Source organism: Microbacterium sp., assembly GCF_047607465.1.
Lineage (GTDB): Bacteria > Actinomycetota > Actinomycetes > Actinomycetales > Microbacteriaceae > Microbacterium.
This window is the reverse complement of the sequence record NZ_JASGCY010000070.1, coordinates 1-25,575: the sequence shown is the minus strand read 5'-3', so window position 1 is coordinate 25,575 and position 25,575 is coordinate 1. Positions and strand designations below refer to the sequence as shown.

At 69.1% G+C, this 25,575-nt stretch carries 25 protein-coding genes; 12 read left to right on the top strand and 13 right to left on the bottom strand.

From position 1 onward, the window contains the following. Positions 1-9 precede the first annotated feature (9 nt). The 7 genes from QM568_RS10075 to QM568_RS10045 form a co-directional block, all read right to left on the bottom strand. On the bottom strand, positions 10-1,302 hold the full coding sequence (locus QM568_RS10075; protein ID WP_415138393.1) for a thymidine phosphorylase: 1,293 nt from the start codon (positions 1,300-1,302) through the stop codon (positions 10-12). After that, complete coding sequence (locus QM568_RS10070) at positions 1,299-1,697, bottom strand: cytidine deaminase (protein ID WP_415138391.1); 399 nt, start codon at positions 1,695-1,697, stop codon at positions 1,299-1,301. The genes QM568_RS10075 and QM568_RS10070 overlap by 4 nt, the downstream gene beginning before the upstream one ends. 17 nt (positions 1,698-1,714) lie before the next feature. Then, a complete protein-coding gene (locus QM568_RS10065) occupies positions 1,715-3,004 on the bottom strand; it encodes an ABC transporter permease (RefSeq protein WP_415138389.1) in 1,290 nt (429 codons plus the stop codon). Continuing rightward, the gene (locus QM568_RS10060; protein ID WP_415138445.1) at positions 3,001-4,248 is read right to left on the bottom strand and encodes an ABC transporter permease; all 1,248 of its coding nucleotides are present in this window, start codon (positions 4,246-4,248) and stop codon (positions 3,001-3,003) included. Before QM568_RS10060 ends, QM568_RS10065 begins: the two co-directional genes overlap by 4 nt. 56 nt (positions 4,249-4,304) lie before the next feature. After that, the gene (locus QM568_RS10055) at positions 4,305-5,819 is read right to left on the bottom strand and encodes an ABC transporter ATP-binding protein (protein ID WP_415138387.1); all 1,515 of its coding nucleotides are present in this window, start codon (positions 5,817-5,819) and stop codon (positions 4,305-4,307) included. Positions 5,820-5,922: 103 nt separating this feature from the next. Beyond that, positions 5,923-7,038 carry a BMP family lipoprotein gene (locus QM568_RS10050; protein WP_415138385.1) on the bottom strand — a complete coding sequence of 372 codons (1,116 nt, stop codon included), beginning with the start codon at positions 7,036-7,038 and terminating at the stop codon, positions 5,923-5,925. 149 nt (positions 7,039-7,187) lie between these two features. Further along, positions 7,188-8,303 (bottom strand): mannose-1-phosphate guanylyltransferase, encoded by a 1,116-nt coding sequence (locus QM568_RS10045; protein WP_415138383.1) that lies wholly within the window; start codon positions 8,301-8,303, stop codon positions 7,188-7,190. 229 nt (positions 8,304-8,532) lie between these two features. On the opposite strand from QM568_RS10045, the gene sdhC reads away from it, so the two are divergent. The 7 genes from sdhC to QM568_RS10010 all read left to right on the top strand — a co-directional run bounded on the left by sdhC (position 8,533) and on the right by QM568_RS10010 (position 14,996). Further along, complete coding sequence (gene sdhC, locus QM568_RS10040; protein WP_415138381.1) at positions 8,533-8,967, top strand: succinate dehydrogenase, cytochrome b556 subunit; 435 nt, start codon at positions 8,533-8,535, stop codon at positions 8,965-8,967. Continuing rightward, positions 8,967-9,404, top strand: coding sequence for a succinate dehydrogenase, hydrophobic membrane anchor protein (gene sdhD / locus QM568_RS10035; protein ID WP_415138379.1), 438 nt, complete (start codon positions 8,967-8,969; stop codon positions 9,402-9,404). The genes sdhC and sdhD overlap by 1 nt, the downstream gene beginning before the upstream one ends. A gap of 35 nt (positions 9,405-9,439) precedes the next feature. Then, a complete protein-coding gene (gene sdhA / locus QM568_RS10030; RefSeq protein WP_415138377.1) occupies positions 9,440-11,266 on the top strand; it encodes a succinate dehydrogenase flavoprotein subunit in 1,827 nt (608 codons plus the stop codon). A gap of 2 nt (positions 11,267-11,268) precedes the next feature. Further along, a complete protein-coding gene (locus tag QM568_RS10025) occupies positions 11,269-12,036 on the top strand; it encodes a succinate dehydrogenase iron-sulfur subunit (RefSeq protein WP_415138375.1) in 768 nt (255 codons plus the stop codon). A gap of 117 nt (positions 12,037-12,153) precedes the next feature. Next, entirely contained in the window at positions 12,154-12,993 is an 840-nt protein-coding gene (locus QM568_RS10020) for an exodeoxyribonuclease III (protein WP_415138373.1), read from the top strand. A gap of 16 nt (positions 12,994-13,009) precedes the next feature. Continuing rightward, positions 13,010-14,014 (top strand): tryptophan--tRNA ligase, encoded by a 1,005-nt coding sequence (gene trpS / locus QM568_RS10015; protein ID WP_415138371.1) that lies wholly within the window; start codon positions 13,010-13,012, stop codon positions 14,012-14,014. Positions 14,015-14,435: 421 nt separating this feature from the next. Next, complete coding sequence (locus QM568_RS10010) at positions 14,436-14,996, top strand: hypothetical protein (RefSeq protein WP_415138369.1); 561 nt, start codon at positions 14,436-14,438, stop codon at positions 14,994-14,996. 70 nt (positions 14,997-15,066) lie between these two features. On the opposite strand, the gene pth is transcribed toward QM568_RS10010, so the two are convergent. After that, a complete protein-coding gene (gene pth, locus QM568_RS10005; RefSeq protein ID WP_415138367.1) occupies positions 15,067-15,648 on the bottom strand; it encodes an aminoacyl-tRNA hydrolase in 582 nt (193 codons plus the stop codon). A gap of 98 nt (positions 15,649-15,746) precedes the next feature. Beyond that, complete coding sequence (locus QM568_RS10000) at positions 15,747-16,355, bottom strand: 50S ribosomal protein L25/general stress protein Ctc (protein WP_415138365.1); 609 nt, start codon at positions 16,353-16,355, stop codon at positions 15,747-15,749. A gap of 220 nt (positions 16,356-16,575) precedes the next feature. Here QM568_RS10000 and QM568_RS09995 point away from each other — a divergent pair, with 220 nt between their 5' ends. Next, on the top strand, positions 16,576-16,701 hold the full coding sequence (locus QM568_RS09995) for a hypothetical protein (protein WP_415138363.1): 126 nt from the start codon (positions 16,576-16,578) through the stop codon (positions 16,699-16,701). Between the two features lie 52 nt (positions 16,702-16,753). On the opposite strand, the gene QM568_RS09990 is transcribed toward QM568_RS09995, so the two are convergent. The 4 genes from QM568_RS09990 to QM568_RS09975 all read right to left on the bottom strand — a co-directional run bounded on the left by QM568_RS09990 (position 16,754) and on the right by QM568_RS09975 (position 20,653). Further along, positions 16,754-17,782 carry an alcohol dehydrogenase catalytic domain-containing protein gene (locus QM568_RS09990; RefSeq protein ID WP_415138361.1) on the bottom strand — a complete coding sequence of 343 codons (1,029 nt, stop codon included), beginning with the start codon at positions 17,780-17,782 and terminating at the stop codon, positions 16,754-16,756. 73 nt (positions 17,783-17,855) lie between these two features. Beyond that, complete coding sequence (locus QM568_RS09985) at positions 17,856-18,629, bottom strand: SDR family NAD(P)-dependent oxidoreductase (RefSeq protein ID WP_415138359.1); 774 nt, start codon at positions 18,627-18,629, stop codon at positions 17,856-17,858. Positions 18,630-18,784: 155 nt separating this feature from the next. Then, positions 18,785-19,573, bottom strand: coding sequence for an IclR family transcriptional regulator (locus QM568_RS09980; RefSeq protein WP_415138357.1), 789 nt, complete (start codon positions 19,571-19,573; stop codon positions 18,785-18,787). A gap of 21 nt (positions 19,574-19,594) precedes the next feature. After that, positions 19,595-20,653, bottom strand: coding sequence for a D-2-hydroxyacid dehydrogenase (locus tag QM568_RS09975; protein WP_415138443.1), 1,059 nt, complete (start codon positions 20,651-20,653; stop codon positions 19,595-19,597). Between the two features lie 98 nt (positions 20,654-20,751). On the opposite strand from QM568_RS09975, the gene QM568_RS09970 reads away from it, so the two are divergent. From QM568_RS09970 to QM568_RS09955, 4 genes are all read left to right on the top strand, one after another. Then, positions 20,752-21,639, top strand: a complete 888-nt coding sequence (locus QM568_RS09970; protein WP_415138355.1) for an NAD(P)-dependent oxidoreductase — start codon at positions 20,752-20,754, stop codon at positions 21,637-21,639. 56 nt (positions 21,640-21,695) lie between these two features. After that, positions 21,696-23,153, top strand: coding sequence for an NADP-dependent phosphogluconate dehydrogenase (gene gndA, locus QM568_RS09965; protein ID WP_415138353.1), 1,458 nt, complete (start codon positions 21,696-21,698; stop codon positions 23,151-23,153). 125 nt (positions 23,154-23,278) lie between these two features. Further along, a complete protein-coding gene (locus tag QM568_RS09960; protein ID WP_415138351.1) occupies positions 23,279-24,001 on the top strand; it encodes a response regulator transcription factor in 723 nt (240 codons plus the stop codon). After that, positions 23,998-25,521 carry a sensor histidine kinase gene (locus tag QM568_RS09955; RefSeq protein ID WP_415138349.1) on the top strand — a complete coding sequence of 508 codons (1,524 nt, stop codon included), beginning with the start codon at positions 23,998-24,000 and terminating at the stop codon, positions 25,519-25,521. Before QM568_RS09960 ends, QM568_RS09955 begins: the two co-directional genes overlap by 4 nt. Positions 25,522-25,575: the final 54 nt, after the last annotated feature.

The following is a 25,575-nucleotide window of genomic DNA, read 5'->3' as shown; positions in this document are numbered from 1 at the left end:
GGTCGCCGGTCACGCCGTGATGCGCTCGCGCACGATGGGGCCGGCCGCCGGGGCCTCGTCGCCGATCTCCCAGGCGCCCTCGAGCGCCTCGAGGGCCCGCGCGAAGCGGGCATCGTCCGCGGCGGACAGCGTGAACAGCGCCTGCCCAGCGGCGACGCGGTCGCCGGGCTTGGCGTGCAGATCGATGCCCGCCTCGAAGATCACCGGATCCTCGGCGCGGGCGCGTCCAGCGCCGAGGCGCCAGGCCGCGACGCCGAAGGGCAGCGCGTCCATGCGGGTGAGCACGCCGGAGGCGGGGGCCGTGACGACGTGCGTCTCGCGCGCCGTGGGCAGCTCCGCATCCGGATCGCCGTCCTGTGCGCGGATCATCGCCCTCCAGGTGTCCATGGCACGTCCGTCGTCGAGGGCCTTCTCGACGTCGGCATCCGGGAGACCTGCAAGGGCCAGCATCTCCCTGGCGAGCGCGATGGTGAGCTCTCGCACGTCGGCGGGGCCTGCGCCTGCGAGCACCTCGACCGACTCGCGCACCTCGTTCGCGTTACCGATCGCCAGGCCGAGCGGCACGTTCATATCCGTCAGCAGCGCCGTCGTCGCGACACCGGAATCCGTGCCGAGCGCGACCATGGTGCGGGCAAGCTCACGAGCACGGTCAATGTCTTGCATGAAAGCGCCAGAGCCGAACTTCACATCAAGGACGAGCGCATCGGTGCCTTCAGCGATCTTCTTCGACATGATGCTCGACGCGATCAGCGGGATCGCCTCGACGGTGCCGGTGACGTCGCGCAGCGCGTAGAGCTTCTTGTCCGCAGGAGCGAGACCGGTGCCTGCCGCGCAGATCACCGCTCCGACATCCGACTGCAGCTGCGCGAAGATCTCCTCGTTGCTCAACGCCGCGCGCCACCCCGCGATCGACTCGAGCTTGTCGAGGGTCCCTCCGGTGTGGCCGAGGCCGCGCCCCGAGAGCTGCGGGACCGCGACGCCGAACGAGGCGACCAGCGGAGCCAGCGGCAGAGTGATCTTGTCGCCCACGCCGCCGGTCGAGTGCTTGTCGACCGTCTTCTTGCCGAGGCTGGCGAAGCTCATCCGCTCCCCCGAGGCGATCATCGCGTCGGTGAGCACGCGGATCTCGTCGCGCTCCATGCCGCGCTGGAACACGGCCATCGCGAACGACGCCATCTGCGCATCGGAGACGTAGCCGCGGGTGTACGCGTCGACCATCCACCGCAGCGCGGGCTCCGGCACCGCCCCGCCGTCGCGCTTCGCGCGGATCACGTCCACGGCGTCGAACGGTTCGATACTCATCGGACGGCCTCCAGGTCTCGGGGGCCGAACGCGTCCGGCAGTACTTCGTCGATGGTGCGGATGCCGGAGACGGTCTCCAGCAGCATCCCTGGCATGGCGTGCTCGAAGAGCAGCTGCCGGCAGCGTCCGCACGGCATGATCGTCTCGCCGTCGTTGTTCACGCACACGAAGGCGACGAGCTTGCCGCCGCCGGACATGTGCAGGTCGCCGACCAGCGCGCATTCGGCGCAGAGCGTCACCCCGTACGAGGCGTTCTCGACGTTGCATCCGGCGACGATCCGGCCGTCGGAGGCGTAGGCCGCCGCACCCACACGGTATCGGGAATAGGGGGCGTAGGCCTTGGCCATCGCCTCCGTGGCGACCTGACGCAGCTCGTCCCAGTCGATGTCAGTCATCGTCATCCGCCTCCGGGTCAGCCCTTGATGTAGGGCTTGCCTGCGGCGGCCGGCCCCTTGATCTGGCCGGCGAAGCCGGCCACGGCCAGCAGCGTGACCAGATAGGGCAGCATCAGCATGAACTCGCCGGGTACAGGCGTCTTGAGCACCACCAGCAGGTTCTGCAGGTTCGTCGCGAAGCCGAACAGCAGCGCGGCGAGCGTCGCCCTGATCGGATCCCAGCGACCGAAGATGACGGCGGCCAGAGCGATGAACCCTGCGCCGTTGGTCATGTCGTCGTTACCGAAATGCGGCACGGAGACGAGCGTGAAGTACGCGCCTCCGACGCCGGCGATCGCACCCGCCAGCAGGACGTTCCAGAAGCGGGTCGGGTTGACCTTGATGCCCACCGTGTCGGCGGCTTGCGGATGCTCCCCCACGGCGCGCAGACGCAGACCCCAGCGACTGCGGTACAGCCCCCAGGCGACGGCGGCGACGGTGATGAACATCAGGTAGACGATGAACGTCTGATTGAACAGCACAGGGCCGATGATCGGGATGTCGCTGAGCCAGGGCACCTCGATCGGTGTGAAGCGCACCGGCGAGTTGAGCGTCTTCTCGTTCGGGGCCAGCAGCGTTCCGTAGAGGAAGCCGGTCAGACCAGAGACGAGCACGTTCAGAACGACGCCGACGATCACCTGATCGACCAGGTACTTGATGGCGAACGCCGCGAGCACGAACGCGACCAGCGCGCCGCCGAGCATCGCCCCGAGCAGACCGACGAGCGGACTTCCCGTGACGCTCGAGAGCAGCGCCGCGGCGAACGCGCCCAGCAGCAGCTGGCCCTCGATCGCGACGTTGACGACGCCGGCGCGCTCGCCGATCACGCCGCCCATCGCGCCGAAGACCAGCGGCACCGCGAGTGAGACGGCACCGAACAGCAGGCTGGTGATCGGGACGAGACCTCCAGGCGACGCCCACACGAGAAAGGCGAAGACGGCGAGGATGCCGAATCCCGCGACCAGCCACAGCGAAGGCTTCCGATAGGTCATCGCGCGCAGGAACGATGCCGCAACGATCAGCACGAGAACCACCGTCACGATCCAGACGGTGAGCTCGGTCGGCAGCGCGATGTCGGGCAGCGCGAGCGCTGAGGACTCTTCGCCGAGGCGGAAGGTGCTGGTGCCGCTGCGGGGAACCAGCAGGAACAGCAGCGTCAGCAGCACCGTCAGCACGGCGAGGACGATGGGCGCCTTCAGCTTGCGCTCGCGCACCTTCGCGAGCGCGACGGCGCCGTCGGAGGGCTGCGCCTGAACGATCGACGTCATGCCTTGACCGCCTTCGTGTTCGCGTCGGCGGCGATGCGAGCCGCCTTCCTCGCGTCCTTCTCCGCCTTGCGCGCCGCGGCGATCCGGGCCTTCGCCGCCTTCTCGGCGTCGGACTTCGGAAGGAAGAACATCGTACGCAGCAGCGGCGGGGCCGCGATGAACAAGACCACGAGGGACTGCACGACCAGCACGATGTCCACCGGGATGTCCTGCGCCTGCATGGAGAACGATCCGGCCCTGAGCGCACCGAACAAGATGCCTGCGGCGAAGGTGCCCCATGCCCTGCTTCGTCCGAGGAGAGCGACGGTGATGGCGTCGAAGCCGATGCCCGCATCGATCGTCTCGGTGATGCCGGTCGTGATGGCTCCTTGCAGCTGGTTCATACCGGCGAGGCCCGCGAGGCCACCGGCGAGGAGCATCGCGTAGACGTACACCCGCTGCACGCTGATGCCCGCGGCGCGTGCGGCGTGCGGGTTCTCACCCACCGCACGCATGCGCAGTCCCAGCGACGAGCGCTCGACGAGCCACCACACGAACACGGTCGCTGCGATCACCAGGACGAATCCGAGATCGAGCAGCGGGAACTGCGCGCCGAGCAGAGGAGGGAACTGCGCGGAGGCAGGAGTCGCCGAGCCGAGAGCCTGGTTCGTACCGGGTTTCTGCAGCAGACCTGGCGTGCGCAGCATCCACAGCAGCAGGTAATAGGCCACGTAGTTGAGCATGATCGTGAGGATCACCTCGTGCGCACCGGTGCGCGCCTTGATCAGGCCGACGATGCCGCCCCAGATCGCGCCGCCGGCGATTCCCGCGATCAGTGTCACCGGGATGTGAAGCCAGATCGGCAGATCGAGCGAGAAGGTGAGCAGGCCGGCCACTGCGACGGCGACCAGCATCTGGCCCCTGGCGCCGATGTTGAACAGTCCGACGCGGAACGCCAGTGCGACGCCGAGGCCGGCGGCGATCAGCGGGGCTGCGAAGCCGAGCGTGTTCGTCAACGGTCGGATCTGCGCCGCGAAGTCGTTGGCACGCGCATTGAAGATGGCACCGCGCACGAGTGCTTCATACCCGTTGTAGACCGCGTTCCATGCCGCCGCGATCGTGTCCGTCGGGCGTGCGAAGAAGTATCCGGAAGCCTCCCGCACGTCCTCGTTGGTGATCGCGATCAGGATGCCGCCGACCACCAGCGCGACGAACATCGCCAGAACCGTTGTCACGGCGCTCGTGCGCAGCAACTCCTTGACCAAGGCGTTGTCTTTGCGTTCGGGGGTTGACGCATCGCCTGCGCCCGGCGTCGATCCGCTCACGCTGCCTCCTCCGCTCCGGCTGCGCCGGCCATCATGAGCCCCAAGGTCTCCCGCGGGGTGTCGCCGGGCACGATCCCGACGATCGATCCCCGGTACATCACCGCAATCCGGTCGGCCAGAGCTGCGACCTCGTCGAGCTCGGTCGAGACCACCACGACGGGGATGCCCGCGTCTCTGGTCTCGATGATCCGTTTGTGGATGAACTCGATCGAACCGACGTCGACGCCGCGGGTCGGCTGAGCGGCCACCAGCAGGCGCAGTTCACGGCTCATCTCGCGCGCGATCACGACCTTCTGCTGGTTTCCCCCTGAAAGCGTGCCTGCCGGCGTCTGTGCACCCTGGGTGCGGATGTCGTACTCCTCGATGCGCGCACGGGCGAACTCATCGAGAACGCGACGGCGCACTGTTCCGACTCTGCTGAACGCGGGGTCGTTGGAGCGGTCGAGGATCAGGTTCTCCGCGACGGAGAAGGAGGCCACCAGACCGTCTTCGTTGCGGTCCTCTGGGACGAACCCGACACCGGCGTCGAGGATCGCGCGCACGCTGCGGCCGACGAGTTCGGCGCCGTCGAGCGCGATCGATCCCTCCACCCGCGCCGCCAGGCCCACCATGGCCTCGACGAGCTCGGTCTGCCCATTACCCTGCACGCCGGCGATCGCGAGCACCTCACCCGGACGCACGTGAAAGGAGACGTCGTCGACCACGATCGCGCCGTCGGCGGTGAGCACGCGCAATCCGGTGACCGCGAGACCGCCCTCGCCGGGGTGCGGGGGCTCCTTGTGCACGGTGAGTTCGACCGCACGCCCCACCATCATCGATGCGAGCTCGGCGTTCGTCGCCGTCGGCGAGGCCTCCCCCACGACGCGGCCGAGCCGCACGATCGTGATCTTGTCTGCGACCTCGCGCACCTCGCGCAGCTTGTGCGTGATGAAGACGATGGCGGTGCCCTCCTCGCGGAGCTGGCGCATGATGCCCATCAGCTCATCGGTCTCCTGCGGGGTGAGCACGGCTGTCGGCTCGTCGAAGACGAGCACCGTGGCGTCGCGAGAGAGCGCCTTGATGATCTCGACGCGCTGCTGCACCCCGACGGGCAGATCGCCCACAACGGCATCCGGATCGATGTCGAATCCGAAGCGTGCGGACACCGAGCGCACGTGCTCGCGCGCTTTCACGATGTCCAGGGTGCCGATCCCCTTGGTCTGCTCGTGACCGAGCATCACGTTCTCTGCGACGGTGAACACCGGCACGAGCATGAAGTGCTGATGGACCATGCCGATGCCCGCGGCCATCGCATCGCCGGGACCGCGGAAGTGCTGCACCTGGTCGTCCAGGAGGATGTCGCCTTCGTCGGCCTGATACAACCCGTAGAGCACGTTCATGAGGGTGGATTTGCCCGCGCCGTTCTCGCCGAGGAGCGCGTGGATCTGCCCGGGTTCCACCACGAGATCGATATGGTCGTTCGCGACGAGACTGCCGAATCTCTTGGTGATCCCGCGTAGTTCGAGCTTCATATCTGCACCTTATCCAGAAGAGTCCCGTCGGTCGACCGGCCATCCATGGGACGAGGCGGGCAGCTGAGTCTCAGCGGCCCGCCCCGTACCCACCGGCGTCAGATCACGGCGAGTTCGGAGACTCGACCGTGATGTCGCCGGAAATGATCTGCTCCTGCAGCGCAGCGAGCTCATCGGTCAGGCCCTCGGGGAGCTTCGATTCGAACGCGCCGAAGCCGGAGAGCTCCACACCCTCGTTCTCGAGCGTGCCCACATAGGGGGCCGGGTCGAAAGTGCCCTCGGATGCCGCGATCGTGGCGTCGTGCACGGCGACATCGATCGCCTTCATGATCGAGACCAGGGTGATGTCGGCGACGCTCGAGTCGGCGACGGCAAGATCGCTGTCGACACCGAGGATGACCGTGTCCTTGCCGCTGTCGGCGATCGCCGCGGCAGCGCTCTGGTAGATCGGCCCGCCGACAGGCAGCAGGACGTCGACGCCCTGGTCGAGCACACCCTGTGCGGTCTGCTTGGCGGTGTCGTTCGCCTCGAAGCCGCCCGTGAACGAACCCGTCTGCGTGGCGCTGTCCCAGCCGAAGATCTCGACGGTCGCGCCCTTGTCCTCGTTGTACTTCTCGGCGCCGAGCTGGAAGCCGTCCATGAATACGGCGACCGACGGGATCTGCATGCCGCCGAAGGTGCCGATCTTGTTCACGCCGCTCTGGGCGGACCATGCCGCCGCCGCGTAACCACCGAGGTAGGCGGCCTGGGCGGTGTCGAAGACGAGGGGCTTGACGTTCGGCGCGTCGACGGTGCCGTCGTAGTCGTTGTCGGCCCAGTCGTCGATGATCGCGTAGTCCAGGTCGGGGTTGGCCAGCGCCGACTCCACGGTCGCGGTCGACAGCTTGAAGCCGACCGAGATGATGAGCGAGCAGCCCTCGGAAACGGCGGTCTCGAGGTTCGGCGCGTAGTCGTTGTCGTTCGCCGACTCGAACTCGAGCGACTTGATGCCGAGCTCGTCCGCTGCGGCGTCCATGCCCTCCTTGGCCGACTGGTTGAAGGACTTGTCGTTCCAGCCGCCTGCGTCGGAGACGAGGCAGGGCAGGAAGTCGGAATCGGTCTCAGGGGCGCTGCTGGTGCCGCCCGATTCGGTCGGTGCCTGGCCGCAGCCGGCGAGAGCGAAGACGACCCCAACGGCGACGGTCGCGCCGAGAAGCTTCTTGGTGGTGGAGATGGTCAACTCAGTGCCTCCCTGAACGACACCGCGTCCCTCGCGGATCGCTCAAAGTTACCTACTGTTTCGGCTTTTGCGCATGCCGGACGGCACGGCTTCACGCAATGGTTACGAACCTGAAACCAATCCGGCGGATGAGCATGCGAGCGTGCTCATCAGAGCACATCGCCTCGTCCGGTCAGCTTGAGGGACTCGACGACGCCCTTGACCCGTTGGGCGTTCTCGACGGTCGTCACCAGGAGGGCATCGGGTGTGTCCACGACCACGATGTCCTGCACGCCGACGAGGCTGATCACGCGACTCGTCTGACTCACGAGGATCCCGCTCGCGGCATCCGAGAGCACCCTGGCCTTCGGGCCCAGCACCGCGAGGTCGTTCTTCCGGCCGTTCGTGATGAGCTTGGTGAGGGAGGCGAAGTCCCCCACGTCGTCCCAGTCGAAGTGGCCGGGGACCACCGCGAGACGCCCCTTCGCCGCGGCCGGCTCCGCGACCGCGTAGTCGATCGCGATCTTCTTCAGGCGCGGCCAGATGCGGTCGACGGCCGGGCCGCGCCGATCGCGGTCGTCCCAGGCCTCGGCCAGCTCGATGAGACCAGCGTGCAGTTCTGGCTCGTTGGCTGCGAGCTCGTCGAGCAGCACTCCGGCCCTGGCGATGAACATCCCGGCGTTCCAGAGATAGTTGCGGTCGGCGACGTAGGCCTTCGCCGTGTCGAGGTCGGGCTTCTCGACGAAGCTCTCCACCAGGGATGCCTCGCGGGCGCCGTCGACGACGAGCTCCGCGCCCTGCTTGATGTAGCCGAACCCGACCGCAGGCTCCGATGGCGTGATGCCGATCGTGCAGATGTACCCCTCGCGCGCGACTTCCACGGCGTCGCGCACCGTGAACTCAAAGACGCGGGAGTTGCGGATCACGTGGTCGGCGCTGAACGAGCCGATGATGACGTCGGGGTCGCGACGGTGCAGGATCGCGGCGGCGAGACCGATCGCCGCCGCCGACTCCCGAGGCTCGGACTCGAGGAAGACGTTGAGGTCGGGGATGCCGGGGAGCTGCTCCTCCACCGCGGCCCGATGCGCTCGGCCGGTGACGACCGCGATCCGGTCGGGGCCGGCGAGCGGCTCCAGCCGGTCCCAGGTGTCGCGCAGCAGCGAGTGGCCGGATCCGGTGAGGTCGTGCAGGAACTTCGGCGCGTCCGCCCGCGAGAGGGGCCAGAGCCTGCTGCCGATGCCGCCGGCGGGGATCACTGCATAGAAGTCGTCGATGGGTCGGTTCACCCTGCCAGGGTATCCGCCGACGACCATGTCGATACGCTCTTGACACCATGCAGAAAAGGCATGCTGAAAGCCTCTCGATATCAAGATAGTTAGGATGCCCTTCGTCGCTCTCAGCGATATGACCGGAATAGTATGGGCACCGATCGGCCGTGCCCCGACGTCTTCTCGGGCTCACGCTTGGACCACGCAGCGCACGCGACCGAGTCACATCGATCCAGGGAGGACGACCGTGTCCGCAGGCGCTCGCTTGACACCGTCGATTTCGGAAACCACATCCAAGTCTCCGCGCGGCACGCTGTACCGGGGTCGCGAGGGAATGTGGTCGTGGGTGCTGCACCGCATTACCGGAGTCGCCATCTTCTTCTTCCTGCTGGTGCACGTGCTCGACACGGCGCTCATCAGGGTGTCGCCCGAAGCGTACGACGCCGTCATCGGCACGTACAAGAACCCGGTCATGGCTCTCGGCGAGGTCGTCCTCGTCGCCGGCATCGTCTTCCACGCGATGAACGGCCTGCGCATCATCGCCGTCGACTTCTGGTCGAAGGGCGCCCGCTACCAGCGTCAGCTGTTCTGGGGTGTCATCGGAGTGTGGGCCGTGATCATGGCCGGATTCGCACCCCGTCACCTCGCCCTCGCCTTCGCCGGATTCACGGGAGGCCACTGATGACCGCTCAGACCGTCCACGCCCCCGCCCGCCGCGCGCGCCGGTTCAACATCGAGAAGTGGGGCTGGCTGTTCATGCGCCTGTCCGGCGTCGTGCTCGTCGTGCTCATCTTCGGGCACCTGTTCGTGAACCTCATGACCGGCGAGGGCATCCACGCGCTCGACTGGGGCTTCGTCGCAGGCAAGCTCGCGAACCCGTTCTGGCAGTGGTGGGACCTCCTGATGCTGTGGCTCGCCCTGATCCACGGCGCCAACGGCATGCGCACGATCGTGAACGACTACGTCACCAACGAGAAGGCGCGCCTGGCCCTGGTCTGGGCCGTCGGCCTCGCCGCCGGTCTGTTGATCGTGCTCGGCACACTCGTCGTCTTCGCCTTCGACCCGTGCACCGGCATCACCGAGCAGAGCGCGTTCTGGGACGCGTGCCAGGCGCTCTGAGACGCGCTGAGGACTGAGAAGAGAGCTAACGAGAAGTGACTACTGAGGCGCAGGAGTCCGTCGTCCGCGACGGCGTGCACTACCACCAGTTCGACATCGTCATCGTCGGCGCCGGCGGCGCCGGCATGCGCGCTGCGATCGAGGCCGGCCCCGGAGCGAGGACTGCGGTGATCAGCAAGCTGTACCCGACGCGCTCGCACACCGGCGCCGCGCAGGGCGGCATGGCCGCCGCCCTCGCGAACGTCGAGGAGGACAGTTGGGAGTGGCACACCTTCGACACGGTCAAGGGCGGCGACTACCTCGTCGACCAGGATGCCGCAGAGATCCTCGCCAAGGAGGCGATCGACGCGGTCATCGACCTCGAGAACATGGGTCTTCCGTTCAACCGCACCCCCGAGGGCAAGATCGACCAGCGCCGCTTCGGCGGGCACACCGCCGAACATGGCAAGACCCCGGTGCGCCGCGCCTGCTACGCCGCCGACCGCACCGGTCACATGATCCTGCAGACGCTGTTCCAGAACTGCGTCAAGCTCGGCATCAACTTCTTCAACGAGTTCTACGTGCTGGACCTCCTCACCGTGAAGGACGACGCGGGCAAGACGCGGATCGCGGGAGTCGTCGCCTACGACCTGTCCACGGGAGAGCTGCACGTCTTCCATTCGAAGGCCGTCATCTTCGCGACCGGCGGCTTCGGCAAGATCTTCAAGACCACCTCGAACGCCCACACCCTCACCGGCGACGGCGTCGGCATCGTGTGGCGCAAGGGCCTCCCGCTTGAGGACCTCGAGTTCTTCCAGTTCCACCCGACCGGTCTCGCCGGTCTCGGCATCCTCCTCACCGAGGGCGCCCGCGGTGAGGGAGCGATCCTGCGCAACGCCTCCGGCGAGCGCTTCATGGAGCGCTACGCGCCGACCATCAAGGACCTCGCCCCCCGTGACATCGTCGCGCGATGCATGGTCCAGGAGGTCGCAGAGGGCCGCGGCGCCGGCCCCCACAAGGACTACGTGCTCCTTGACTGCACGCACCTCGGAGCCGAGGTCCTCGAGACCAAGCTGCCGGACATCACCGAGTTCGCCCGCACCTACCTCGGCGTCGACCCGGTCGTCGAGCCGGTACCCGTGATGCCCACAGCGCACTATGCGATGGGCGGCATCCCGACCAACAACAACGGCGAGGTCCTCGCCGACAACGACACGGTCGTGCCCGGCCTGTACGCGGCCGGCGAGTGCGCCTGCGTGTCGGTCCACGGCGCCAACCGCCTCGGCACGAACTCGCTGCTGGACATCAACGTGTTCGGCAAGCGCAGCGGCCGCAACGCCGTCGAGTACGTCAAGACGGCCGAGTTCGTGCCGCTCCCCGACGATCCAGCCGGCTTCGTGTCGGACATGATCGAGGGCCTGCGCAACAACCAGGGAACCGAACGCGTCGCCGTGCTCCGCAAGAAGCTGCAGGAGGAGATGGACAGGGGCGCGCAGGTCTTCCGCACGCACGACTCCCTCCAGCACGTCCTCGGCGTCATCGCCGAGCTCCGAGAGCGCTACAAGAACGTCCACGTCGACGACAAGGGCCACCGCTTCAACACCGACCTCCTCGAGGCCGTGGAACTGGGCTTCCTCCTCGACATCGCCGAGGTCGTCGTCTACGCGGCGCAGAACCGCGAGGAGAGTCGCGGCGGGCACATGCGCGACGACTTCCCGAAGCGCGACGACGAGAAGTACATGCAGCACACCATGGCGTATCTGACCGGCGACGCGCACTCGTCCGACCCGAGCGATCACATCCGACTCGACTGGAAGCCGGTCGTGTTCACCAAGAACGAGCAGGGCGAGTTGAACTACCCGCCGATGGAGAGGAAGTACTGACCATGTCGAACGCAGTCGCAGAGGCACCAGCCGCCGACACGAACGACAGCGGCGTCCAGGCCTTCATCGTCACCTTCAACATCCGCCGCTTCGACCCCGAGGTCGACGCCGAGCCGCACTGGGTCGACTACGACGTCGAGCTCTACTCGACCGACCGCGTGCTCGACGCGCTGCACAAGATCAAGTGGGACCTCGACGGCTCCCTCACGTTCCGCCGCTCCTGCGCCCACGGCATCTGCGGCTCCGACGCCATGCGCATCAACGGCCGCAACCGCCTCGCCTGCAAGACGCTGATCAAGGACCTCGACATCTCGAAGCCGATCTACGTCGAAGCGATCAAGGGTCTTCCCCTGGAGAAGGACCTCGTCGTCGACATGGAGCCGTTCTTCGCCTCCTACCGCGAGGTGCAGCCGTTCCTCGTGGCGAGCACCGCCCCCGAGAAGGGCAAGGAGCGCCACCAGTCCATCGCCGATCGCGAGATCTTCGACGACACCACCAAGTGCATCCTGTGCGCGGCGTGCACCTCGTCGTGCCCGGTGTTCTGGACCGACGGGCAGTACTTCGGCCCGGCGGCGATCGTCAACGCGCACCGCTTCATCTTCGACTCCCGCGACGACAACGCCGGCGTCCGCCTCGACATCCTCAACGACAAGGAGGGCGTCTGGCGCTGCCGCACGACCTTCAACTGCTCCGAGGCCTGCCCCCGCGGCATCGAGGTCACCAAGGCCATCGCCGAGGTCAAGCAGGCCGTCCTCCGAGGGCGCCCCTGACGGGTAGCGCTGCGATGGCGGCGCGCAGTGCGCCGCCGAGTTCCTGCTCGCCTGCACTCCCGCGTACCCGCTCCTGGCGACCATCACGATGTCCGTGACCCTCGTTAGTCTGGATCAATGCCTCATCTGCGTATCGCCACCGTCAACGTCAACGGCATCCGGGCGGCTGCCCGCAACGGTATGAGCACCTGGCTCGACACCGCCGATGTCGACATCCTCACCCTGCAGGAGGTCAGAGGGCAGGACGAGCACCTCGAAGCCGCGCTCCCCGGCTGGACGTTCGTCCACGACGAGGCGACCGCCAAGGGCCGAGCTGGCGTGGCGATCGCCAGCCGCACACCCGCTCTCGCCGCGCGCACCGAGTTCGGCCCCTCCGACTTCGACTCGAAGGGGCGATGGATCGAGGCCGACTTCCTCCTCGGGGACCGAGCGCTGACGGTGGTGAGCGCCTACGTGCACACCGGCGAGGCCGACACCCCGAAGCAGGAAGAGAAGTGGAAGTTCCTCGACGCGCTGCAGACGCGGCTCGGCGAGCTCTCCCGCGACGACGCGCTGAGCCTCGTGACCGGCGACCTCAACGTCGGCCACCGCGAGCTCGACATCAAGAACTGGCGCGGCAACCGCAAGAAGGCGGGCTTCCTCCCCCGTGAGCGGGCCTACTTCGACCGCTTCCTCGGAGAGGCGGGCGCCGAGATCCATGGCGTCGACGGCTCCGTGGGCACGGGGCTCGGCTGGGTCGATGTCGGGCGCCGGTTCCACGGCGAGGTCGCCGGCCCCTACACGTGGTGGTCGATGCGCGGCCAGGCCTTCGACAACGACTCCGGCTGGCGCATCGACTACCACCTGGCGACCCCGGCCCTCGCCGAGCGGGTCACCGCCTACCACGTGGCGCGCGCGGCATCCTACGACCAGCGCTGGAGCGACCACGCCCCGGTCGTCGTCGACTACAGCTACTGAGCATAGGATTGACACCGTGACGAGACCTCGCCTCTACTCCGGAATGCAGCCCTCCGCCGACTCCCTCCAGATCGGCAACTACATCGGGGCGCTCCTGCAGTGGCGGGATCTGCAGAGCTCCTACGAGGCGTTCTTCTCCGTCGTCGACCTGCACGCCCTCACTCAGCCGAATGATCCCGCCGCGCTTCGAGACAAGACCCGCCGCACAGCCGCACAGTACATCGCAGCGGGCATCGAACCGTCGAAGTCGACCCTCTATGTGCAGTCGCATGTGCGCGCCCACGCGGAGCTGTCGTGGGTACTCAACACGCTCACGGGTTTCGGCGAGGCGAGCCGCATGACCCAGTTCAAAGACAAGTCCGCCCGGTACGGCGCCGACGTCACGAATGTCGGAATCTTCACGTACCCGATCCTGATGGCCGCAGACATCCTGCTCTATCAGACCGACGTCGTACCCGTCGGCGACGATCAGAAGCAGCACGTCGAGCTCACCCGCGACCTCGCCGAGCGGTTCAACTCGCGCTTCGGCGAGACCTTCGTCGTGCCGCGCCCGGTGATCCAGAAGGACACCGCGCGCATCTACGACCTGCAGAACCCCGGCGCGAAGATGTCGAAGTCGGCCGAGAGCGACGCCGGCGTGCTGTGGATGCTCGACGACCCGGCGAAGTCGGCGAAGAAGATCATGCGGGCCGTCACCGACAACGAGGGCTCCGTGCGATACGACCGCGAGCACAAGCCGGGGGTGTCGAACCTGCTCACGATCTACGCGGCCCTCACCGGTCGCCAGATCGGTGCGATCGAAGACGAGTACGCGGGCCGCGGGTACGGCGACTTCAAGAAGGGCCTCGCCGAGGTGGTCGTGAACGAGTTCGAGCCGGTGCGCGCCCGAGCGCTCGAGCTGCTCAACGACCCTGCCGAACTCGATCGCATCCTCGCCGACAACGCAGGACGAGCGGATGCCGTGGCCGACGCCACGCTCGACGCGGTGTACGACCGCGTGGGACTGCTGCGGCGCGTCTGAGCGAGCCCCGCTCTAGGATGGTGGCGTGACCGATCCTCAGCTGCCGCCGCCGTCCGGCGCCGTTCCGCCCGCCCCGCCTGTGCCGCCCCAGGCCGCCCCGGCACCTCAGGATGTCCCGGCGCCACAGGCCGCCCCCGTGCCACAGGCCGCCCCCGCACCCCAGGAACTCCCGGCGCCGCAGGCCGCCCCCGCACCACAGGAAGCCCCGGCACCTCCGCCGGCATTCCCCGCGCCGCAGTCACCGCAGGCCTTCCCCGCGCCGCAGGCCTATCCGGCCGCACCGCAGGCGTATCCGGCCGCACCGACCTACCCGGCAGCACCGGCCCCGGCAGCGCCGACATACCCGGCCGCTCCAACCTATCCGGCGGCGCCGACCTACCCGGCAACGCAATCCGACGGGACCGGCGCCACTGTGCCGCCGGTGCCCCCGGTCCCGCCCTACCCCGGCTCGTATCCGGGCGCCGCGGCCCCGCAGACCGGATATCCCCCGGCGCCCGCCTACCCCGCAGCGCCTGCAGCGCCGGCGGCTCCTCCCGGGGCCTACGAGGTTCCTGTCGGCGGATACGCCGCTCCCCAGGGCGGGTATCAGGCCCCAGCGCCGACGACCGCATCCGGCGGGTTCCTGGGCATGCTCGCGCTCATCCTCGCCCTCGTCGCCGCCGTCGGGATGCCGATTATCGCCGGCATCACAGGCTATGCCATCGGCGCGCAGCTGCCCGGCGGGCTCGACACCTCCGACTCCGAACTGCTGCGCTCGCTGTCGCCCGTGCGCACCGAGGTGCTCTGGGCGGAGATCTCCTTCTGGGCCGGCACCGCGACGGGGATCGCCGCGATCGTCATCGGGATCATCGCGATCCGCAAGAAGCAGCAGCGCGGGGCCGGTATCGCTGGTCTCATCATCGCCGTGCTCGGCGCGATCATCTACGGGATCGTGCTGTTCATCGCCCTCGCCGCCGGAGCGGCATCCGGGTTGGCCTACTGATCACCGCGTTCTCCGCTCGCCGCCGCTCACCGTCGCGGGCGGAGAACGCAGTGTCCTCCGCAGGCTCCGATCAGCGCGGAGCGTGGTGCTTCTGCTGCGCCGCCAGCAACCCCTCGTCGACAAGGAGCTCCACCGCGTCCGCGGCATCCGAGACGAGGATCGGGAGGTTCGCGCGCTCATCCTTGCCGAACGGTGAGAGGACCCAGTCGGCGGGATCCTGACGGCCCGAAGGGCGCCCGATGCCGACGCGCACGCGCGGGAAGTCGGGCGTCGTGATCGCCTTGGCGATGTCGCGGACGCCGTTGTGCCCGCCGTGTCCGCCGCCGGTCTTCAGCTTGACCGTGTCGAACGGGATGTCGAGCTCGTCGTGCACGACGACGATGCGCTCGGCCGGCACCGAGTAGAACCGCGCCAGGGCCGCGACCGGCGTGCCCGACACGTTCATGAATGTGTTGGGCTTGGCGAGCACCAGCTTCGACGCCCCCGGCCGCAGCCAGGTCTCGACGACGCGGGCGCCGCCCTTGTGCTCGCGGAACCCCTCGCCGCGGCGCGCGGCGAGCTCGTCGACCACCATCTGCCCGATGTTGTGCCGGGTGGCGGCGTACTGCGGCCCCGGGTTGCCGAGTCCGACCACGAGCCAGGTCTCTGCCATCAGGTTGTCCTCTCTGCGGGCCGCGCGCGACCCCGGGTCAGGATACGACAGAGGGGGCGCGATCTGCTCGCGCCCCCTCTGCGGTGTTCGTCAGAGCGTCACTCCGCGGCGGCCTCTTCGGCGGCCGGAGCCTCGGCACCCTCGGCGGACGCCTCGTCCTCGAGGGCAGCGGTCGCGGCGGCGATCGCGACGACGAGGACCTCGGCGTCGGTGACCAGGATCGAGCCCTTGGGCAGGACCACGTCACCGGCGGTGATGTGGTCGCCCTCTTCGAGGCCCTCGACCGAGACCTCGATGTGCTCGGGGATGTGCGTCGCCTCGGCCTCGATCGAGATCGTCGTGGTGTCGAGGTTGACCAGGGTGCCGGGAGCGGCCTCGCCGGTGACGACGACGGGAACGTCGATGGCGACCTTCTCGCCCTTCTTCACCACGAGCAGATCGATGTGCTCGATGATCTGCAGCACCGGGTCCTTCTGTACGTCCTTGACGAGGGCGAGCTGGTCCTTGCCGTCGATGTCGAGCTCGAGCAGCGCGTTGGCGCGACGCACGATCAGCGAGACCTGGTGGCCAGGCAGCGCGACGTGCACGGGGTCGGTGCCGTGGCCGTAGATGACGGCGGGGATCTTGCCGGCGGCGCGCAGACGGCGGGCGAAGCCCTTACCGAACTCGGTGCGCAGCTCTGCTACGACCTTGGTGTCTTCAGACATGTGGTTCTCCTTCGGGACGCGCGGCAGGAGCTGCGCGGTGGTCTGGGTGATTGTCGATCTCGAACGCAGACACGTGAAGAAGCCGCAGGGCTCTCGCCGCGTCGATAACGGATGTTCGCGCACGCGCAGCACATCCCTCGCCGAGGTTCACCTCAATGCTACCCGATGACCCGATAGGCTGAGGACACCGGCCCTCCTCTCGCAGAACACGGAGAAACCCATGCTCGACGGCGCCTTCCTCTCGCACGCGATCGCCTGGCTCATCGGGGCCATGACGATCTGCGCGGCCGTCGTCACGCTCGGCGCCCTGTTCTCGCTCGGTCGCTCCGGCTACCGCAAGGACTGAGCCGCTCCCCCCGCCGCTCGGGCCCAGCAGGAGGACGCGCGCGCCCGCCCCTTCACTGGAAATCGAGGAGCACCTTGCACGACCTCGACGGGTCGGCGGCCACGGCGAAGGCTTCCAGCGCTTCGGCGGCGGGCCGCACATCGCTCACGATCCCGGTGACGTCGAGGGTTCCGTCGGCGAGGGCCGCGATGACCTCGTCGATCTCGGCGGCGAAGCGGAAAGATCCGGTCAGCGTCAGCTCTCTCGTGATCGCGGTGGCGATCGGCACCGCGACGTCCCCCGCCCGCTGCAGGCCGAGCAGCACGACCACGCCTGCGCGCACGGCGGCGGACACAGCGGCCGCGAGCCCCGGCACCGTCCCGCTGGACTCGACGACGACGTCCGCATGGAGCGCGGCGATGGCGTCGGCGTCGCGGGCGTCGAGGGAGCGGATGCCGCGGGCCTCGGCGATGCGCCGCGGCCGCTCCTGCACATCGGTGACCGTGATCGACGAGGCGCCGCCGCGCTGTGCGACGGAAGCGACCAGCTGGCCGATGGGACCGGCTCCGATGACGGCGACGCTCTTGCCCGAGACGTCGCCGGCGCGCGCGAGCCCGTGCCACGCGACCGCCGCGGGCTCGGCGAGCGCGGCGGTGCGCAGGTCGAGCGTCGACGGCACGGCGTGGAGCATGCGGGTCGGCAGCGCGACACGCTGCGCGAACGCGCCCTGCGTGTGCGGAAGGTGCAGCGCCGAGCCCAGGTAGCTCGACGCCGGAGCGAGGTTCGGCCGGTCCTGCGGCCAGGGCGTCATGCCGTCGCCGTGCGGGGTGAGCGGGTGGACCGCCACCGCCGTGCCTGGGGCTGGGCCCGAGCCGTCGGCGGCGGCGGTCTCGACCACGCCTGAGACCTCGTGGCCGAGGACCATCGGCTCCCGCAGGATCGACGCGCCGGCCGCCCCATGTCGCCAGTAATGCAGATCCGAACCGCAGACCCCGCCGTAGGCGATGCGGACCACGGCCTCATCGACCCCCGAGGCGACGTCGCCGATGTCTTCGACACGGAGGTCGCCTGCGGCATGGGCGACGATGGCGAGGTTCGACATGGGATTCCTTTCGGCTTCACACCAGCGGTGTGATCGGCTCCGTCGCGGCGAACGGCTCATCGATCTCGCGGCATCAGACCACCGCCGTCATGCCGCCGTCGACGAACAGGGTCTGTCCGTTGACGAAGTCGCTGGCGGATCCGGCGAGGAAGACGAGCGCGCCGACGAGGTCCTTCGTGTCGCCCCACCGTCCGGCGGGTGTGCGCCCTCGCACCCAGGCCGAGAACTCGTCATCGTCGATGAGGGCCTGCGTGAGCGCGGTGGCGAAGTAGCCGGGGGCGATCGCGTTCGCCTGGATGCCGTGCGGGGCAAGGTCCGCGCACAGGCCCTTCGTGAACATCACGATCGCGCCCTTCGTCGCCGAGTACGCCGCGATCGAGGGCCGGGCGAGCTGCGACTGCACGCTGCCGATCTGGATGATCTTGCCGCTGCCCCGGGCGATCATGCCCGCCGACACCCGCCGCGACAGGTGGAACACGCTGGAGAGGTTGGTCTGCACGAGTGCATCCCAGTCGGCGTCGGCGAACTCGGCGATCGGCGCACGGCGCTGCACGCCGGCGTTGTTCACGAGGATGTCTGGCGTGCCGATCAGCCGTTCCACCTCGCCGATGCCTGCGTCGACGGCTGTGGCGTCGGTGACGTCGAAGACGACGCTGTGCGTGACGGCCCCTGTGGCCCGGGCGATCTCGGATGCCGCGGCCGCCGCCTTCGCGTCGTCCCGGCCGTGCACGATGACCGTCGCCCCCGCCGCAGCCAGACCCTCGGCGAGCGTGCGGCCGATGCCTTGGCTCGAGCCGGTCACCAGCGCCGTGCGCCCGGTGAGGTCGAAGGCCGACAGGTCGCTCATCGTGCGACCGCCGCGGGGGTGGTGCGGGGGGATTCGGTCACTGCCATCTCCTTCGATCGGCTTCGCCGGAGCGCGCAATGTCGAATCTACCAGTCGGCTGAACCTCGTTCAATGCTTTGAACGATGAAGAACGGATGCCGGGACGACCCATCCGCTCACCGGCGCGCGGCGGCGCTGAACGGGTTCGTCAACGCCGCCGCGGCCGCCTGCAGCGCGGCGCCCACCCGCTCGATGCGCTCGAAATCGGCTTCCGCCGCGCGGATGGCGACCCCGAGGGCCAGCGGCGGGTCGGACGGCGCCCAGCTCGGCAGCGGCACGGCCACCCCGACGATGCCGCGGAACGACTCCTCGGCGTCGAGCGCCCAGCCGCGACGGCGGGCCGAGGCGAGCACGTCCAGCAGCCCCGCGAGCGTCGTCGGGGTGCGCTCCGTGAGCGCGGGGAAGACGGCATCCGCTCCGACGATCGCCGATACCTCTTCGTCCGTCATCGTCGACAGCAGGGCGCGGCCGGTCGCCGAGAGCGCAGCGGGCAGGCGCGATCCCAGCGGCGTGCCGAGGCGCAGCGAGGACGATCCCTCGTGGCGCGCGAGGTAGAGCGCGTCGGAACCGTCGAGCATGGCGACCTGCACCAGCTCGGTGCGCAGCACCTCCGACGAGTCGCACACGGTGTAGAACTCGCGCACCTGGTTGAACTGCGCCGCGAACGCGCCGCCGAGCTCGGCCGTTCGCCGCCCGAGCCGGTAGCCCTGGGCTGTGCGCTCGAGCATGCCTGCGGCCTCGAGGGCGAGGCACAGATTAGCCGTGGACGACTTCGCGAGCCCCAGGCCGCTCGCGAGCTCCGTGAGGGTCCGCGGCCCGCCGGCGTCGGCGAGGAGGCCGAGCAGCCGGATGCTGCGCGTCACCGCCGGCGCCGGATCGCGTCCGTCCTTGTCCACCTCGTTCATGCGTGCCCTTTCACGGTGGGATCAGTAGAACTCGACCGTATCGACCTCGCTGACGAGCCGGTGACCGTCGAGCAGGCGCGCCGCGTCCTCGGCGAAGCGCCGGGCGATGCGTTCCTCCTCCTTCGAGCTCAGCGCCGCGGTATGCGGGCTGATGAGGACGTTCGGGTGGGTCCAGAGCGGCGAGGCCGCATCGAGCGGCTCGACCTCGAAGACGTCGAGGGCGGCGAAGGCGATGCGGCCGTCGTCGAGCGCCGAAAGCAGAGCGGCCTCGTCGATCACGGTGCCGCGGCCGACGCTGGCGAGGATCGTGCCGGGCTTGACCGCCGCGAACACACCGCCGTCGATGAGGTGGTGGGTCTGCTCGGTGCCAGGGAGCGTGACGACGATCGCGTCGACCTGCGAGAGCGCCTCGACGAGCTCATCGAGCCGCACCAGGCGATCGACGCCGTCGACCGGCTCCCCGGAGCGGGTCGTGCCCCACACCCGGGCGCCGAGCGCGTGGAACCGGCGGGCGCATTCGGCGCCGATGCCGCCGAGGCCGACTACGAGCACGGTCATCTCGTCGATCTGGCACATCTCCCACCGGTCGGGCCAGATGCGATCGCGCTGATCCTGCAGCAGCCGCGGCAGCCGCTTCGCGCCTGCCATCACGCCGAACACCGCGAACTCGGCCAGCGGAGCGCCGTGCACGCCGGCGCTGGTCGTGAACACGATCCGGTCGAGATCGGCGCGCTGAAGCCCCGCGGCCCGCACCTGCGCCCCGCCGCCGGCGGCGGTCGTCATCACCCAGCGCAGAGCGGGGTTCGCCGCCACCGTGCGCGCCAGAGCGGCCGGATCCACATCGGGGATGCCGAACAGCGCGTCAGCCGAGTCCACCATCGCGTCGAAGGCGGCCTGCTGCGCGGGGGTGCGCCGGTGGTCGGGGTCTCCCGACCAGTCGGCAGGCCCGCGCATGGGATGCACGAGGGAGTGATCGCGGACCATCTCGACCCGGGGCTCCAGCTCCTCGATGAGCTGGCAGAGCTCTTCGGTCAACGGCACCGCCGCGACCGCGCGCAGCCTCTTCTCGTCCTCGACCATGGCGGCCCCTTCCTCGGAGATCTCGGTGCGGCCATCGTAGCCCAGATCCATCTGGGTGAACGCTATTCAACGCATTGGATCTTTGCTACCTTGGCGTCATGAGCACCTCCCCTGTCGTCGGCATCGTCGGGCTCGGCGCGATGGGCCGCCCCGTCGCCGATCGGCTGCTCGCCGCCCACGGCACGATGCACATCCATGCCCGCAGCCCGCAGCCCGGACTCATCGCCGCGGGCGCCTCATGGGCCGAGACCCCCCGGCAGCTCGCCTCCCGCGTCGACGTGCTCGTCACGTTCCTGCCCGATCTGCCCCAGCTCGAGGAACTGCTCGCCGGCGCCGACGGCATCCTCGCCGGCGCCGGCGACCTCCTCCTGCTGATCGGCTCGACCTCGTCCGCTCCGTCCGTCCGCTCCCTCGCCGCGCGGCTTTCTGCACAGACCGATGGGCGCATCCGCGTCGTCGACTGCCCGGTCTCCGGCGGCGTCGACGGCGCCACCGCCGGCACGCTCTCGATCATGCTCGGCGGCGCCGCCGAGGACGCGGCGGTCGCAGCATCCGTCCTCTCCCCGTGCGGAACACCGGTGCACCTGGGTCCTCTCGGCGCCGGCGAGGTCGCGAAGGCCTGCAACCAGCTCGTGGTCTCGGCGACGATCCTCGCGCTCGGCGAGGCGACGGTACTCGCCGAGCGCAGCGGCCTCGACCTCGACGCGCTGTGGACGCTGCTCGGCGGCGGCTACGCCGGCTCGAACCTTCTCGACAGCCGCAAGCACAAGCTCGTCTCCGGCGACGACTCCCCCAGCGGCATGGCGCAGTACATGGTCAAGGATCTGCGCTTCGCCGCCGACATCGCCGAGGCCACGGGCACCGCGGCCGTGCTGCTGCCGACGCTGCGCGCCGCGTTCGACGAGATCGTCGCGACCGGGCTCGGCGACCGCGACATCGCGGTGTCGCGGCGGTTCGTCGCCTCCCGCGACACAACCGCGCGCTGAGAGCGCGCACCGCGATAGCCTGAACCCACCCCTACTTCACGATCGAGGAGCCATCTGTGCCCGAAGCATCAGCGAACATCGGAGTCGTCGGACTCGCCGTCATGGGCTCGAACCTCGCCCGCAACCTCGCCAGCCGCGACGGCAACACGGTGGCGATCTTCAACCGCAGCTACGAGAAGACGCAGTCGGTCATCGACGCGCACCCCGAGGCGGGCTTCATCCCGGCGCAGACCTACCAGGAGTTCGCCGACTCGCTGCAGAAGCCGCGCACCGCGATCATCATGGTCAAGGCCGGCGGACCGACGGATGCCGTCATCGACTCCCTCATCGAGGTCTTCGAACCAGGCGACATCATCGTCGACGGCGGCAACGCCTACTTCCCCGACACGATCCGCCGCGAGAAGGCCGTCCGCGAGACGGGCATCAACTTCGTCGGCGCCGGCATCTCCGGCGGTGAGGAAGGCGCTCTCCTCGGCCCGTCGATCATGCCGGGCGGTTCGGACGAGTCGTGGGTCACCCTCGGGCCGATCCTCCGCTCCATCGCCGCGGTCGCCGAAGGCGAGCCGTGCGTGACGCACGTCGGCCACGACGGCGCCGGCCACTTCGTCAAGATGGTGCACAACGGCATCGAGTACGCCGACATGCAGCTGATCGCCGAGGCGTACGACCTCATCCGCCAGGGCACCGGCAAGTCGCCGGCCGAGATCGCCGAGATCTTCGCCGAGTGGAACAAGGGCGAGCTGGAGAGCTACCTCATCGAGATCACCGCCGAGGTGCTCCGCCAGGTCGACGCCGCCACCAGCCGCCCGCTGGTCGATGTGATCGTCGACCAGGCCGGCGCCAAGGGCACCGGAGCGTGGACCGTGCAGACGGCGCTGTCGCTGGGCGTGCCCGTCTCCGGCATCGCCGAGGCGACGTTCGCGCGGTCACTGTCCTCGCACCCCGAGCAGCGCGCCGCGGCATCCGCTCTCCCCGGCCCCGACTCCTCGCAGGCGGCCCTCGACGCCGCCGATCACGACGCCTTCATCGAAGACGTGCGCCTCGCGCTGTACGCCTCGAAGATCGTCGCCTACTCGCAGGGCTTCGACGAGATCCGTGCCGGAGCCGCCGAGTACGACTGGAAGATCGATCTCGGCGCGATCAGCAAGATCTGGCGCGGCGGCTGCATCATCCGCGCGCAGTTCCTCAACCGCATCGCCGACGCGTATGCGGCCGAGCCCGACCTCCCCGTGCTCATGACGGCGCCGTACTTCGCCGAGGCCTTGGGGCGTGCGCAGGCGTCGTGGCGGCGGGTCGTCGTCGCAGCGGCCGAGGCCGGCATCCCCGCTCCCGCGTTCTCGTCGTCGCTGTCGTACTACGACGGCATCCGCGCCGAACGCCTTCCGGCCGCCCTCGTGCAGGGGCAGCGCGACTTCTTCGGCGCGCACACCTACAAGCGCATCGACAAGCCCGGCACCTTCCACACCCTGTGGTCGGGCGATCGCACCGAGATCGAAGCCGAAGACACGCACTGATCGCGTGCAGACGAGCCAGGGCCTCGGCATCCGCCGGGGCCCTGGCTCGTGCGGCATCCGCACTTCACAGCCAACGCATTGCCTATGCCATAGAAATCTCATAGGAAATTCCGCAGGATGGCTTCATGAGCACCCCTGAACTGCACCGCCCCGATGGTTCCGCCCTGCGCATCCTCGCCGTGGACGACGAACCGATGCTGACCGATCTGCTCTCGATGGCGCTGCGCATGGAGGGCTGGGAGGTGCGCACTGCATCGTCCGGCCTCGAAGCGCTCCAGGTCGCCCGCGAGTTCGAACCCGACGCCCTCGTGCTCGACGTCATGATGCCCGACCTCGACGGCATGTCGGTGCTCAAGCGGTTGCGCGAAGCGGGAAACCTCGTGCCCGTGCTCTTCCTCACCGCGAAGGACGCGGTGGGCGATCGTGTGGCCGGCCTCACCGCCGGCGGCGACGACTACGTCACCAAGCCCTTCAGCCTCGAAGAGGTCATCGCACGTCTGCGCGCCGTCATCCGTCGCACCGGGCACGCGACCAGCGACGACGGGCAGTCGATCCTGCGCGTCGCCGATCTCACCCTCAACGAGGACAGCCACGAGGTGGCCCGCGACGGCGACGAGATCGAGCTGACCGCCACCGAGTTCGAGCTGCTGCGCTACCTCATGCGCAACGAGCGCCGGGTGCTGTCGAAGGCGCAGATCCTCGACCGCGTGTGGAGCTACGACTTCGGCGGCAAGTCCTCGGTCGTCGAGCTGTACATCTCCTATCTGCGCAAGAAGATCGACGCGGGGCGCACGCCGCTGCTGCACACGGTGCGCGGTGTCGGGTACATGATCAAGGCCCCTCAGTGACCCAGGCGAAGCCGAGGACGCGGCGTCCGCTGACGCTGCAGACGAGGCTGATGGCCGCCGTCATCGGCTTCGTCTCGCTGATCCTCGTGATCGTCGCCGTCATCACCAGTGCGATCCTCGGCGGCACACTCGAGCGCCAGCTCGACGAGAAGCTCGCCAGCTACGCGGTGCGGTTCGCGCAACTCGTCGACCAGGTCCCGCCGGATCTCGCCACCGCGGGCAACGTCCTCGCCGGCCAGCCCGCCCCCGAGGAGGGCATGCTGTTCGCCGAGCAGAACGTGTACGGCACGAGCGGCGTCGTGCTGACGAGCCCCGGCAGCAAGGCGCAGGTCGAGCTCTCGACGGAGCAGCTGCGCGCGATCAGTGCCGCATTGAACGGCGATCGCGCCGCCACCGTGACGCTCGAGGGGCTCGGCTCGTATCGCGTGATCGTCACGACAGCGCCCCAGAGCGGTGCGACCGTGGTCGCCGGCCTCCCGCGCGACGACATCCAGAACCAGCTCACCACGCTCCTCACCGTCATCGCCCTGACGACCGTCGGCGGACTGATCCTGCTGGCACTGACCACCGCGGTGACGATCAGGGTGAGCCTTCGGCCGCTGCGGGCGATGGCGGCGACGGCGACGCGGGTCGCCAACCTCCCCCTCGATCGCGGCGCCGTGGAGATCACCGAACGCGTGCCCGCGTCGGAGTCCGACCCGCGCACCGAGACCGGGCTCGTCGGCGCCTCTCTCAACAAGCTCCTCGACCACGTCGACAGCTCCCTCGCCGCGCGACAGCGCAACGAGGAGCGGATGCGGCAGTTCGTCGCCGACGCCAGCCACGAGCTCCGCACCCCGCTGGCGTCGATCCGCGGCTACTCCGAGCTGTCGCTGCGAGCGCTCGCACAGGCGCAGGCCCGCGGCGCCGGCGCCGGCGCCGGCGACCCGACGATCAACGGCACCACGACCTCGCTCGAGCGCATCCAGGCGCAGTCGCTGCGGATGACGAGCCTCGTCGAGGATCTGCTGCTGCTCGCCCGCCTCGACGAGGGTCGCGAACTCCTCCACGGCACCGTGGATCTGACCAGGCTCGCCGTGGAGAGCGTGGCGGATGCGCAGCCCACCGCCCCCGACCACGACTGGCGCATCGACGTCCCCGACGAGCCGGTGATCGTCGTCGGCGATGCCGGCCGGTTGAGCCAGGTCGTGACCAACCTGCTCGCGAACGCCAGGACGCACACCCCAGCGGGCACGCAGATCACGCTGTCGGTCGCGCGCGAGGGCACCGACGTGGTGATGCGCGTGCACGACGACGGACCGGGCATCGACCCCGCCGTGCGCGAGGAGCTGTTCGCCCGCTTCGCCCGCGGCGACGCCTCCCGCGCCAGGCAGACCGGTGGCACCGGCCTCGGTCTCGCCATCGCGAAGGCGATCGTCGAGGGGCACGGCGGACACATCGAGGTCAAGAGCGTCCCCGGCAGCACGACGTTCACCGTGCGGATGCCGGTGGCCCCACCACCACCGCCCTCCCCGAGCTGAGCGCTCCGGTCCGGCCCGCTCGGGCCCGCCAGCCCCGCCCGCCCGCCCCGCCCG

Bases quoted from the DNA above. Each gene is read 5' to 3' on its own strand.
- QM568_RS10000 (WP_415138365.1), bottom strand. From the start codon at position 16,355: ATGTCTGAAGACACCAAGGTCGTAGCAGAGCTGCGCACCGAGTTCGGT.
- QM568_RS10075 (WP_415138393.1), bottom strand. From the start codon at position 1,302: ATGAGTATCGAACCGTTCGACGCCGTGGACGTGATCCGCGCGAAGCGC.
- QM568_RS10055 (WP_415138387.1), bottom strand. From the start codon at position 5,819: ATGAAGCTCGAACTACGCGGGATCACCAAGAGATTCGGCAGTCTCGTC.
- QM568_RS10020 (WP_415138373.1), top strand. From the start codon at position 12,154: ATGCCTCATCTGCGTATCGCCACCGTCAACGTCAACGGCATCCGGGCG.
- QM568_RS10025 (WP_415138375.1), top strand. From the start codon at position 11,269: ATGTCGAACGCAGTCGCAGAGGCACCAGCCGCCGACACGAACGACAGC.
- QM568_RS10065 (WP_415138389.1), bottom strand. From the start codon at position 3,004: ATGACGTCGATCGTTCAGGCGCAGCCCTCCGACGGCGCCGTCGCGCTC.
- QM568_RS09995 (WP_415138363.1), top strand. From the start codon at position 16,576: ATGCTCGACGGCGCCTTCCTCTCGCACGCGATCGCCTGGCTCATCGGG.
- QM568_RS09985 (WP_415138359.1), bottom strand. From the start codon at position 18,629: ATGAGCGACCTGTCGGCCTTCGACCTCACCGGGCGCACGGCGCTGGTG.
- QM568_RS09980 (WP_415138357.1), bottom strand. From the start codon at position 19,573: ATGAACGAGGTGGACAAGGACGGACGCGATCCGGCGCCGGCGGTGACG.
- QM568_RS10070 (WP_415138391.1), bottom strand. From the start codon at position 1,697: ATGACTGACATCGACTGGGACGAGCTGCGTCAGGTCGCCACGGAGGCG.
- QM568_RS09960 (WP_415138351.1), top strand. From the start codon at position 23,279: ATGAGCACCCCTGAACTGCACCGCCCCGATGGTTCCGCCCTGCGCATC.
- QM568_RS09990 (WP_415138361.1), bottom strand. From the start codon at position 17,782: ATGTCGAACCTCGCCATCGTCGCCCATGCCGCAGGCGACCTCCGTGTC.
- QM568_RS09970 (WP_415138355.1), top strand. From the start codon at position 20,752: ATGAGCACCTCCCCTGTCGTCGGCATCGTCGGGCTCGGCGCGATGGGC.
- QM568_RS09975 (WP_415138443.1), bottom strand. From the start codon at position 20,653: ATGGTCGAGGACGAGAAGAGGCTGCGCGCGGTCGCGGCGGTGCCGTTG.
- pth (WP_415138367.1), bottom strand. From the start codon at position 15,648: ATGGCAGAGACCTGGCTCGTGGTCGGACTCGGCAACCCGGGGCCGCAG.
- sdhD (WP_415138379.1), top strand. From the start codon at position 8,967: ATGACCGCTCAGACCGTCCACGCCCCCGCCCGCCGCGCGCGCCGGTTC.